Below are 12,545 nucleotides of genomic sequence, written 5' to 3' on the forward strand. Positions count from 1 at the left end.
CGCGGGCGTCCGTCGAATTATCTGTACGGCAGCGCGAAGGCCGCATTGCAGGCGTTTCTCGAAGGCTTGCGAGCGCGCCTTTTCAAGGTCGGCGTGCAGGTCGTCGATATCAAGCCCGGCTTCGTCGCCACGCCGATGACCGCGGGTCTGCCGCTGCCCGGGCCGCCCGTCGCGACGCCGGAGAAGGTGGCAAAGGATATCGTGCGCGGGATCGACAGGAAGAAGGACGTGCTTTATACGCCGTGGTTCTGGTGGGGAATCATGCTGATCATCCGTAATGTGCCGCGGTTTTTGTGATTCGACGTCCACCACTCACAAAAACTTGCCTTGTGGCCAAGCACGTACGTGCCGACCCGCTAAAAAACGACGACCGGTACGCCGAAGTTCTAAGCACGATCGTGTACGAACCAGCGAACCACAGCCAGGGCGTATGGACGCGATGGGACGAACGACAAGCGAGTTGAACGCATAAGCCAGTGCGGGCGGTGGAAATGCGATCGTCTGATTCGAACAGACGTTCGAATCAGACAAAAACTACGTTAGGATTCACGGGACTCTATATTGACTAGCGTGTAGCGGAGACGCGAAAGTGCCACGGTCGGCAGCCCTCTAGCGGCAAATATACGCGCGAACGTCAGCCCGTGATTCAACTCCAAACCGCCTTTGAGATTTCGCTTCAGCATATGTACGAGAATCATCACTTCGGAAGCTCGTTGATGCATTTCACTCCCCAGCGCTTCGTCATTTCCACGCTCGAGGAAAGAATGGACCAGCAATATAGCGTCCGCAGCATTCAACTTATCACCCCGTCGCATCGCGCTAATATTCGCGGGTTGAAGACAAGACCAGTTCACACGCGAGATCAATTCTCAACTTAGGCTGCCGAGTCCCGGGTATCAGACTCATTCCAGTCCGCACTCCATCGATGCATTACATTGCCTCTATAAGAAAATCAAGATGCGCGAAATCTCCCGGATGCGTGAGTGTAGGCGTTGCAACGCTGGCGCGGAATTGCGGACAAAATCATCATCCTGCCGCCAGCTTGCACACATAGCGTGGCGAGGTGCCTGCTTCTCGGCCGACGCAAAGCAATGACAATTATCATCTGGTCCGTCACAAATTAATGCAGCAAAATGGGCAAGTCGCCCAATAAGCCCAATAAGCTCAATAAGCCCAATAAGCTCAATAAGCTCAATAAGCCCAATCTTGGATGAAACGTCGTTGCGAAGGCCGACGAGACGCCGTTTGCTCGTTTATAGCATAAGGAAGCCGACCGGCGAGCGCCCATCACGGCACATCGGACGGATCAGCGACGACAACGGCGGCAACCGACGATATGCGCCCTCTTGCCGATCGGTGACATGGGAGACGGCCGGCGGCCTTCGTATTCAGCCCGCATTCGGCGGCCGCACTCGCGAGATTGTCGACGGAAACGAGACTGCGGCGCGCGATCGCGCGCACGTTGACGCCGGGCATGCGCGCGAGCAAGGCGCGACTCACCCGCGCCGACGAGGCCGTTCGCGCCGGTAATCGCGATGCGTGCGATAACGTCGTTCGTCTCGCTTATAGCCATTCCCAGCCGAAGCCGTTGAAGAACCGGCACGCGGATGTCGAGAACAGTTTGATGTGCGTCGTTGCAGCCCCTTCACGGCACGAACAAGCCGGTGTGCGGCGAATCGCACAGGAAAGCGAGCGCGCTCGCAGGCCGTCGGCACCGCGCTCGGTGGCGCGATGATGCATTCGATATCAAGCGGCGGGCGGCGTCGGCACGTTGGCTTATCTCGCAATTCTGGCGTGCTGCGTCGAACGGTTCGGCTGGCGTCCGACGACGGGTGCGGCGGCGGGCTTCTCCGCTGCGCTGCTCATTTCCTTCGCGCTCAATTACCGGTGGACGTTCCCGTCACAGCGGCCGCGATTCGCGGGACTTTGGCGCTATGTCATCGTGTCGTTGAGCGGCCTCGGATTTGGATACGACGATGGCCCCGAACGGAGGCGGCAAAGAAAAGGAATCGGGTATGATTCTCAATCCAAGAGACGACCCGCGCGAAGACTCGGATCCAAAAATGCAATCGAGAAAGCTAGATTTCATTCAGACCCTGCGAGGAATTGCCGCACTGGCAGTTACCTTCGTGCACATTCGGCAGCACACGGAACATCCGATTCCATTCGTGTCATGGCTTATACGGCCCGCAGCATCCGGCGTTGATCTATTTTTTATTATCAGCGGATTCATCATGGTCTACACGACAAGTCGGAACGACGGGTCACTCGCGTACTGCGCGGATTTTATGAAAAAGCGCTTCACGAGGGTTTGGCCTACCTATATCGTTTTAACCGTCTTTTACGTGATTGCAATGCTCATCAGCGGATCAATCATTCATCGACAAGACATAAGTCCGACGCTGGCGAACTGGATAAAATCGATCTTTTTCGTCCCGCTCGAGCTCGATGGGAATGGTCCGTTCTGGGGTGCCGCACTTTTGCATACGGGGTGGACCTTGAATTACGAGATCTACTTTTATATCGCTTTTGCTGTGTGCTTGATGTTTGGTCGCGCAAGCATTATCGCCTTCAGCGCATGGTTAGCGATCACGCTGATCGCGATTCCATACACATACTTTGGCATATTCAGTTTTGACGCATCGCCGCCTTATAAGTGGATGGATTTCCAATATTTGAATCTGGCGACTTCGCCGATCATCTGGGAGTTCCTCGTTGGCGCACTATCAGGCTACCTTTACTTCTCACCAATCCGGATCAAATCTGAAACGACATGCTGGATCCTGCTTTCACTGGCAATCAGCTTGATGATATGGGTGCTATGGGGTCTTCCGACGAGAGGTTTTGGACTCGCTGGCTTCGGTGTCGGCTACGCGATTTTCTTTCCAGTTATCGTGCTCGTCAGCAAAACACTGCCGTTGAAGCAGCCTCGCGTTTTCGTATGGCTTGGGAATATCTCGTTTTCGCTCTACCTCGTTCACCCGATCATCGTTCACCCTGCAGCGAATTTGCTATACATGTGGGAGTGGGCTCGCCCCGGACTAGGCGACTTCCCTTTTGGCCTCGTGCTCACTGTGGTCAGCATCGCAGTATCAGCCGTCTCATACGAACTGCTTGAGAAACGCCTTTCCAGTTGGATACTTGAGAAGTTGAAGAGGAAGCGCGTCACATCCTCGCCAACTAGGTCATCGGCCTAGAGAGTTTGGACTGGTCAGCGTGAAATCGACCCGATTAACGGCGACGCGGAACTGCTTCCACTGCTTGAGAAGGGCGTTCTCCGCGTTGTTCGCCTCATCTGGATCGACGGCGTCCTGGAACGACACGATGGCATTTTTAGCCAATGCGAGAAGCGAGTCGCGCATCGCCGTGTTCTGCAACTTAATCTGATCGGGTGTCGGAAACGACATCAATGCGACCGATTCTAACGGCTTGCCGCAGCACGTGATCTCGCTCGCTGTCGAAGACGGCGATGCAACCGCCATTGCGAACGTGCGAAATCGCGGTCGTGACTACGACCACCTTCAATTCGATCAGAGATTCCGCACACTTGCCACGCTGCGCAAACCCGGAGTGGACATCCATGCTCCCGTATCGCGGTTACTTTCCGACAGCCGCCGCGCATACCACAATGCCTGACTTCCGTAGGGGTGAACTACTCTGATGGCGTCAGACCGGTTAATCAGACTCCGGTCTAAACGGCCGGCGGGCGATCATTGCGCGATATGTCGATTGAGCCATCCTCTAAGCCTGGAAAATGTCGAGTCACGCGCGTCGCTCTTCCGGACAATCGATGACCGCAAGGAGTTGTAGGCGTCCTCAGCACGAAAACCGGCGCGTCCGGTGTAGCGCACCAATACCGCCTGTAATTCATTCCAGAAGGATTCTGGTTCTTGGCGTTGAAGCGTCTGGATGATGGAAGCTGAAGACATTTCTTCGGCGACGATGCCAAAGGGCCGGTATTCCGCTCCACCCAAGTGGTCCAGCACAACCGTTGGGATGCGCATGCTCAGGGATGCGAGCGCGAGCGTACTGCCAGAAGTCACGACTGCAGAGACACTCCTCAAAACGTCGTTTACAGGCATCGCCGGATCGGAGAACGCAAATTTTGAACGCAACCCGTCATAGAGCGAAACATGCTCAGGATGTGGACGAATAATGACCTTCCTTCTTCTTGCGATTTCCAGTTCCGTGGCCATCTGATCTACGAGTTCGACCGACATATCGCGCTGCAACGCAAAGAGCGTTGCGCCCAGCGGATTGCCCTTTTCACCGACGTACGGATCAAGACTCGGAAGAGAGAGGGGTATCACGCGACTTCGAAATGGTTCGGTGAATCGATCAACAAACGCGCTCCCAAATACCCCTATCTTGTCGAAGGAGGCCGACAGTTCCTCGTAATACCACCAAGGCTGGACAAATCCATGCTGGAGTCCGATTACCTCGATTTCGGGCGACGAAGGCTTCAGCCAATTCTTCAACTTCAATTCCGGGCCGACGTGACATGTGGTCATCAACAGAGCTTCGTATCGCTGGTTCCGGACCGCGCTCCGAATGCGTTCCGCGCAGTCAGCCTCCGTACTCCGGACAAAACTGAAATCTTCTTTGATTTGCTCAGTGACGAGCGCGAAAGACTGAATGTCCTCGCGCAGTAGCGCCCGATGATCAGGGTCAGACACTCTCGGAAAGAGAAGAAAATCGCAACGGCCATTTTTCTTTCGAATCTCATCGGCCAATGGGAGCCAATTGACGAGACAGCGACCCGTAAAAGCAGAGACGAGTATTTTCAACGTTCAATCCACGAGAACTGATGCAAAACGCCGCGAACGTATCGTCGCGCTCGGTCCAGGCGCCTCTGCATGGTTGACGACCGACAAGCCAGTAATGGTACTCGCCAGTCCGATGGCAAGACATGGTATTTTCGCTGTGTCGGCACCCGCCACCCGCGCCGCGAAGACGTGTCTGACGGAACCTCAGGCCAGATTGATCTAGGATAAACGCGCATCCACGCGGAGTGCGTCATGAAGAAGAGTCGATACAGCGATGAGCAGATTGTTCGGATCTTGCGGGAAGCGGATAGTGCACCGATTCCCGAGGTAGCGAAGCGTCACGGCGTGAGCGACGCGTCGATCTACGCGTGGCGCAAGCGTTTCGGGGAGATGGTCAGCGACGATGTGAAGCGCTGAAGGGCTTGGAGGTCGAGAATAACCGGCTCAAGAGACTGGTTGCTGAGCGGGATCTCGAGATCGAGGTCATGAAGGAAATCTCGGCAAAAAAATGGTAAGCGCACAGGTACGCCGCGAGCAGGCCCGATATGCCATGTTGCGTGGGTTGAGCCAGCGACGTGCGTGTGCGCTGATTCAGGTGAGCCGGGCGAACCTCGGTTACGCGAGCAAAATGCCGGACAAGAACGCTCCGGTGGTTGAGGCAATGCGGCGGCTCTCTGGGGACTATCCCCGATTCGGCTCACGAAGGATTCGCATCATGCTCGGTCGCGAAGGTATCCTCGTTGGCAAACAACGCTGCAGCCGATTATGGGCGCAGGCGGGGCTGCAAGTGCCTCGCACGCGGCGCCGACGCCGTATCGCTGGCTCGCGGCCCCGGCCACTTGCACCGAGCATGCGCAATGCCGTGTGGAGCTACGATTTTGTCTTTGACGCGTGTGCCAACGGCCAGCAACTGAAGTGTCTGACGATTGTTGACGAGTACACGCGCGAATGTCTGGCAATCGATGTTTCCGGCTCGATCCGGTCTGCGCGGATCATCGAGGTGCTGAGCAGGTTGATCAGTGTTCACGGCGCACCGCGATACATGCGAAGTGACAATAGTCCCGAGTTCGTGAGTTCGGCGTTGCTCAAGTGGGTCGCGTCAGAGAAGATCGAGTCGGCACTGATCGATCCAGGCAAGCCATGGCAGAACGGAACGAACGGTTTCAAACGCAAATCCCGTGACGAGTGTCTCGCCATGGAGTGGTTCCGCAATCGCATCGAAGCAAAAATTGTGATTGATGACTGGCGCCGCCACTACAACGAAGTCCGGCCTCATTCGAGCCTGAACTACGACACGCCGCTGGCGTATCGCCAGCGGTTAGAGAGCAGTTCAACCAGCGCCGTTATCGCTAGAACCGAGTGGTCTTAGAAAACCGGGCAGGTCATGTCCATTCAGTCATCACCGCGAGTCTTATCTCGAGGCCGCCGCTCGACTGTCTTAACAATCCTGCGCACTCAGCGGTTGCGAGCTTTTTTAATTGCAATGCTCAGAGCGCGAAGTGGCGCTGTGAGTCGCCATGAGGTCGATCGGCGGAGTTCTTCCTCTCTCTTGTTGGCGGCGACCAGCATCTCAGCAGAGTGCTGCAGGAGACCGTCTCGCGCGCGGATATCCGATTCCAGGAGCGCGATCCTGTCAGCGGCCGCTTGCGCATCTTTTCCGGCCCAATAGTAAGCGTCGGCCAGCTTTTTCGGATGTACGAGTGATGTAGGGGTCTTGACTGGTCTCGAAACTTCGCTTAACTGACTATGAACGGTCGAACCACGTCGAGCGTACACGAACGTGTTCTGCGAATACCACCACTCGATCGATTCGTCGCGCCAGGTGTCCATCCGCACGATATCGAAGCAGTCGTAACCGAACCTTGCGAAGATCTCTGACCAGTATTCGGGCCATTGTTCGTTTATGTGATTCACACCTCCCTGCCGCGGTATTGCGGCTGAGAACAATACCGCATCGCCGTAGAAAGTGAGATTGGAAATAAATGTTTCTGCGCTGCTCGAAGGCAGGTGCTCGGCTACCTCGAGCGATATGACGAGATCGAATTTCGATAGGTCTCCCGAATCGAGTTGCCACGCGTTCTCGAGATTTCTCGAGCGAAATTCGGATTGGTCGATCATCAGGCTGGCGCGGTCGACATATTCTCCATCGACTCCGATCGACTTCGCTGCCCCTAGATCCAGGGCGGCTCTGGACCAGGGTCCAACGCCGCAGCCGACATCCAGAGTAGTGGAGACGGAAATGATGGAGAACAATCCCCTCAAAATCCCTCTTGCAGATCGAAGACTGCCGTCGCTCTGTCCTGCGTAGAATGCGTCCGTGTAGAAGGTTCCGAGCGGTGCGCCCTGAACTTGCGACTCGTGATCCAACGCATATTTTTCTGTTCCGATAGTCAAGGTTATTTCTCCGATGTCGTCGATGCGAGTACTAATCTTGGTCTCTGCAGCGCGAATCTCTTCCAGCCATTCCTTTTCATCAGCCGCAATGGCAACGTTCGCTTTTACCTGAGGCATCCCGGCATCGGCCAGGGCCTTCAAGGTCATAGGCGTGGAGCTAGCGTCTTCGGCCCCATAGTTCATGGCCAGTCCGACGATCGAGCTTTGGTCAACCGCACCGTCCGCGATGAGTCGAATCATGTGCTGGATGTGTGGAGCAACAGTAAGCTTCGATTGTGCGAGGTACGTGCTGACGACCTTTCGTGTGAATTGCGCTTCTGACCGAATCGGAAAGTGAAGAATTTCTCCGACTTCAGTGAGAGGCGGCCATTCCCCATTTTCGATCAGAAGCGAGTGGTTGCCCTGGTTGAGCTTTGCCGATCTGCCGAACGAATCGAACACCCACCTCGGAACGATAAGCTTTCGATGCGGTGATCGCGAACCAATGATCGAGTGACCAGTTATCGAGAACTCTCGTTCGAATTCGCGTGGCACAGCGTTCCGCCACAACAGCGCGCCGACGCTTCTCGTATCGGAGAGCATGGCTACATGCTTCCGCAATTGCTCGAACGAAAGCTCATGGATAAATTCGTCGGCATCGAGGACAATTACTGCGTCGGCGCCCCGCTCAAAGGCTCGATGCAGGAGTACATTGCTCACGGCAGACTGAAGATAAGCGGAACAATTGAGTTTCCCGACTTCCCAACCGCTTCGCCTTTGGGCGAACTTCCGGAGAAGCGTATCTGTGCCGTCCGTTGATCGGTGATCTACGAGGTCGCCTGTATCAAACAGAGACGCAACATGGGCCAAAAAGGAAGGAAGAATGTCTCGCTCGTTTCTAAGAAGGGAGATTAGATGAATATGCATGCCGCGCATTCTCTGATTTGAGATCGCCATCTTACATGGCCCAATTCACTCACTATCTTCGCCGAGATTTTCGACAGAACCTACGGCCAGTCGTTAGACCGTTCGCAAGCTTGTCAATCAGCGGGGTCTGCCCTATCGCTCGCTTTTTAATTCGGTGAGCCGGCGAAAGCGCGAGGAAGGAAGAACATGCCATCGCCAGATTGACCTGGAGCCGTGGAGGGGCGCGGTTGCTGCAATGCTTTGCGTCAACCTTCGCCGCGTGGAAGTCCGGGTGTTGAAACGGCGTATGGAGGTCGAAGTGCGAGGGGTCTGAGAGCGTTACTTTTACCTCCGGCGCCGCATCCTGATTGATCCAGGCTTCCGCTCGCACGGGACGCGCAATCGCAGATAGCGGACGCCGGAGACCCGCAGAAACACAAATCCATGATGACCGTCCTCCAACACGAACACGCCTCGCTTCACGTTGAACGGTCTCCGGCCCGCCCATCCACAGCAAGCGATCCCACTTCTCAGATGCGTGAAGCGGGCTTCAAAGGTCAACCTCTGCCGCGAAAGAATCGATACCGCCGCTGACGCGGCCACAAACGCCCTATCGACAGAGTGGGCCAGGGCCGGTTGTGCCGAATCCACGCGTGCGTCTAGTTTCCGACGAATCCGCCAGTCTTCCGGTGATCCTTGTGAAGACCATCTCGACGAGAACCTGGTCATGCACCTCATTCGGATCTTCGTCGTAGTCCGTCATTTCACAGTATCCAGCGGGTGCTGTTCGGGTCGCAGGCCCCGATCATGTGCCGGTATGCGACCGGACAGATTGGGCGCCGCGCCTCGACCCACCTCCCCCGCGTCGCGCCGGGCGCGGCTCATGGTCGCCTCTCCGATCGCAATGAGGAGACATGCCAGCGAAATATAGACGTTCCAGAACACATAGCGAAAATCGAAAGCGACGCCGAAGATCGCATAGGTCATGACCCAGACGATCGAACCGCCAGCCAGCAGCACACCGAACCCCGCGGTGGCGCGCCTTCCGGGCGATGCATCGGCGTGGCGCATCAGCCACGCAAGCCCGAAAAACGCCACCAAATTGCACGCGAGCCAGGTTCCCGGACGGAACACCCACCAGTTCAGGAAACTGCTCGCATAAGCGTACATCCCATCGATCAGAGTCCGATTCTCGAGGGGCCAGCCGCTTTCTGTGTTCGACGGGCTGTTCGTAAGTACGGGCGTCGAATTCTGCGCGTGAAGGAACGTCGCGAAAAATTTGATGCGAGCTTTCGCGTACGCGACCGGATGATGCACGACTGTCGTGAGCCACGCCTTGGCCAGCACGTGCGTGTCCATCAGGTGCTGTGCGGAAAGTGTCTTCAAGACGAAGCCGCAGCGTCCCCATGCGAAGACGTCCCAGCCATTATCGGGCGCGCGCGCATCAAGCGAGTCGGGCACGCAGTTGTGTTCGATCTGGTCGGCTTGCGCGGATGACCAGTCGCCGGGATACACATTGCGCCGCAGCTCGGCGGACATCGCACCGAGATCGTGAATCAGGATCGAGTTGACCGCATGCGAGCTGACGGTCTGCGTGATCTTTGCGAAGCCGGTCCAGATCAGCGGCATCGCCACGAAAGCCGCCGCCACGATGAAGAGCCGGGTCCGCAGCCTCATCGTCGCGGGCAATGCCGCCAGCACCAGCAGCGCGGCCGCGAACCAACCGTTCTGCCGAACCAACACGCCACCGACGACGAGCGCGATTGCCGCCACGCACGTGGGTGTCGACACCTTGCGGCCCGCCGCCACATCGCGAAACACGAGCGCGGCCGCGAACGCCCACAGCGCCACGTGTAACGAGACATCCCAGATGAACCCGGGCATGTAGATGATCGCTGGACAAAGCGGAATGAAGCAGAACAGCACACCGAGACAGCCGTAACGCTTGCCGGCCGCGTCAGCCAGCAGGAAAGTAGCGGCCCACAGGATCAGGTTGTTGAGCAGGAGCATGCCGACCGGCCCCAGACGTGACGGATACAACAGGCTCAGGATGAAGGTGTAGAACGGCGCGTGCCAGTCGCTCCACTGCCCCGTTACCGCCTGATGGATCACATCGGTCGTGTCGGGCGTCATGATGCCGGGAAAACTCGAAGCGACCGTCAGCGCGAAGCCGCAGAGGCAAAGCACGGCATTGCATGCGGCGATCAGGCGTGTTCCGGAAGTCGTGTTGCTATTCATAGTCGATCGATTCATTGAGACCGGGCAAGCAGACTTTTTCGTCGAGAACGGCTGCATTCCGTTCCCGCGTCATCTGACGAGCTGCCACATCGCCCGGGCGACGCGCCGGCCCGCGTTCAACGCCCAGGGCGCGCGCGCCTGCAAGAAGTGCGCGACACGCAGCGACGCGAAGACGACTTCGCTGCGCCGGTAGGCGTCGAGTTCCGCCTCCAGTCTCGCCACGCGCTCCGAGTCGACCTCCGCGGCGCCGGGCAGGACAGCGCCCATTACTGCGACATAGCCGGGAATCTCAATCGCGCCGATCTTCAGCGAACGCATGCGCAGTACGTCGTGCCACAGGAGTTTCTCCTGCAAGGCCTTCTGCGGATTGTGGTTCATCGAGTCCGGACGATGCCGGTAGTAAAAGTTGATGTCGTTCGTGACGAGGAAGCGTTTGCCCTGAATGACCGCACGCTGATAGAGATCCCAATCCTCATACGCGGTCAGCTCTTCGTTGTACTTCAGATCGACGAGCACCGCGCGTCGTGTGAGCATAGTCGCGGTCGAGAAGCGGTTTTTCAACAGACCCGACGCGCGCGCGTCGCCGACGAACACAATCGAATCCCGGCAGCCCTCGACCATCAGCCGCGTAATGTCGGCATCGACGAAATAGCCCGCCGTGGGAACGACGAAGTCATATTTGGCATGACGCTCGAGCGCCCTCACCGCGACGCTGATGAACGACGGATGGATGAGGTCGTCGGCATCGAGCGGGATGACGTACTGACCTTTCGCGACCTTCGCGGCGAGATTACGCGCAGCCGACAAACCCGCATTATGCGACCGTCTCACGACCGTGAGACCGTCCGCTTTCGCGCGATCGAGGCTTTCGATCACCGCGAGGCTCACGTCTTCGGTCGATGCATCGTCGACAACGACGATTTCGAGATTCGGATAGTCCGATGCAACCACGCTGTCGAGCGTCTCGCGCAGATAACGTCCGAGATTGCAATGCGTGACGAGCACGCTGACGAGTGGATATTCGGGCGCGGCGGCGGTCGCAGCAGCCGTAGCCGTGGGCGACTGCGCCGCTGGCAGCTCGTAGGGGCGCCTGGCCTCGGGAATCGCCACGACATCATACGCGCGAGGCGCGGCGAAGATCTTGCCGAGGACGTTGGCGAGGTCGTCGGTGAATCCATCGAATTTGCAACAGTTCTCGCCATCCTTCCAGGGCGTGCCCTCGCCGAACGCGGGGTTTCCGGCGTTGAGTACGCAAACCGCGCCGCTCAACGAAGCTTCGTAGGCGGCGAGACAGAACGCCTCGAACACAGTGGGAAACACACACACCGACCGCTGGATGATCTGATGCCGCTCCAGTTGTGATGCGTCGCTCACATAGGTGAAGCGATACTTCAGGTCTTCGGGAATCAGGGCTCGCATGCGTTCGGCATAGTCGCTGCTGAACGCATGCGCCAGAAAGATGACGCGGCCCGTGTAGCCGGGATTCGCGCGCAGGAAACCGCACACGCCGCGCACGAAGACGTCGGGCCGCTTGCAATGCTGGATCTTCGACGAAAACACGATCGGCGTGTCGAGCTGCGGCGTGATGCTGCGCGCCGGCGACGGCCCGTGATCGAGCAGCACCGGCGGTGCATGCACATGAAGCTTCTCCGCCCAGGGCTGCGGATCGATGTCGAAGAACTCGCGCATCACTTCGGCCACCGGCGCCAGTTGCGCCACGATCCGGTCGCAATCCATCAGCGCCTTGCGCTCCAGGTCGTACAGCGCGATCGACGAAGCATCGATCACCCGGAGCTCGTAGCGCGACAGCAGACTGTCGGCGGTATGCAAGCGAACGGCGATGACCGCGTCGGCGAACGCCACGCCGAGCTTCTTTTCCTGGCAGGTCGCGAACGCGGCGCCGCCCCAGTCCGGAAATTCGATGTACTCGATCGGCCCATGCTCGCGCTCCATGTGCTTGAGCGCCTGCATCGCGCGCACGGACTCCGCATGCAGCGGCGATGTGGTGTAGCACTTGACCGGCGGATAGGACGATGCGCCGTCCCGTTCCAGATAGCCGGCAGCCGGCGCGTTGAGCAGCAGCACGCCCGGATAGGTCAGCGCGAAACGCGCCGGATCGAGCGGCTCGCCAAGATAGAGGACCGCCATGCGGGACCCGTCGGCGGGAGGCTGCGTGGTGAGCATGTTGGCCACCACGCGGCCGATGCCGCCTGCAGTGAACGGGTAAATTTCTCGGGTAACAAAGACGCGCAGTCGATTCAC

Annotated in this window: 7 protein-coding genes and 3 pseudogenes; 4 read left to right on the forward strand and 6 right to left on the reverse strand. The window is 57.8% G+C overall.

What is annotated here, in order from left to right:
* The 3 genes and pseudogenes from AWB82_RS31430 to AWB82_RS31450 all read left to right on the forward strand — a co-directional run.
* The coding region (locus tag AWB82_RS31430) for an SDR family NAD(P)-dependent oxidoreductase (protein ID WP_143756940.1) at positions 1-297 on the forward strand (297 nt) is incomplete at its 5' end.
* 1,441 nt (positions 298-1,738) lie between these two features.
* Positions 1,739-1,954: pseudogene (locus AWB82_RS39260) on the forward strand (GtrA family protein); the annotation flags it as partial.
* A gap of 22 nt (positions 1,955-1,976) precedes the next feature.
* The gene (locus AWB82_RS31450) at positions 1,977-3,197 is read left to right on the forward strand and encodes an acyltransferase family protein (protein ID WP_086973206.1); all 1,221 of its coding nucleotides are present in this window, start codon (positions 1,977-1,979) and stop codon (positions 3,195-3,197) included.
* Here AWB82_RS31450 and AWB82_RS31455 read toward each other — a convergent pair.
* Positions 3,186-3,482, reverse strand: a complete 297-nt coding sequence (locus AWB82_RS31455) for a tail fiber assembly protein (protein WP_086973207.1) — start codon at positions 3,480-3,482, stop codon at positions 3,186-3,188. The genes AWB82_RS31450 and AWB82_RS31455 overlap by 12 nt on opposite strands.
* Positions 3,483-3,710: 228 nt before the next feature.
* Entirely contained in the window at positions 3,711-4,787 is a 1,077-nt protein-coding gene (locus AWB82_RS31460; protein WP_143756941.1) for a hypothetical protein, read from the reverse strand.
* A 231-nt stretch (positions 4,788-5,018) separates the two neighbouring features.
* Here AWB82_RS31460 and AWB82_RS31465 point away from each other — a divergent pair.
* A pseudogene (locus AWB82_RS31465) lies at positions 5,019-6,135 on the forward strand (IS3 family transposase).
* An 86-nt stretch (positions 6,136-6,221) separates the two neighbouring features.
* On the opposite strand, the gene AWB82_RS31470 reads toward AWB82_RS31465, so the two are convergent.
* The 4 genes and pseudogenes from AWB82_RS31470 to AWB82_RS31480 all read right to left on the reverse strand — a co-directional run bounded on the left by AWB82_RS31470 (position 6,222) and on the right by AWB82_RS31480 (position 12,545).
* Positions 6,222-7,742: a class I SAM-dependent methyltransferase gene (locus tag AWB82_RS31470; protein WP_235023514.1), complete on the reverse strand. Its 1,521-nt coding sequence runs from the start codon at positions 7,740-7,742 to the stop codon at positions 6,222-6,224.
* A 93-nt stretch (positions 7,743-7,835) separates the two neighbouring features.
* Positions 7,836-8,096: pseudogene (locus tag AWB82_RS39265) on the reverse strand (hypothetical protein); the annotation flags it as partial.
* A gap of 708 nt (positions 8,097-8,804) precedes the next feature.
* Positions 8,805-10,178 (reverse strand): hypothetical protein, encoded by a 1,374-nt coding sequence (locus tag AWB82_RS31475; protein ID WP_143756942.1) that lies wholly within the window; start codon positions 10,176-10,178, stop codon positions 8,805-8,807.
* A gap of 174 nt (positions 10,179-10,352) precedes the next feature.
* Positions 10,353-12,545: a glycosyltransferase gene (locus AWB82_RS31480; protein WP_235023516.1), complete on the reverse strand. Its 2,193-nt coding sequence runs from the start codon at positions 12,543-12,545 to the stop codon at positions 10,353-10,355.

It is taken from the genome of Caballeronia glebae (assembly GCF_001545035.1).
Taxonomy (GTDB): domain Bacteria; phylum Pseudomonadota; class Gammaproteobacteria; order Burkholderiales; family Burkholderiaceae; genus Caballeronia; species Caballeronia glebae.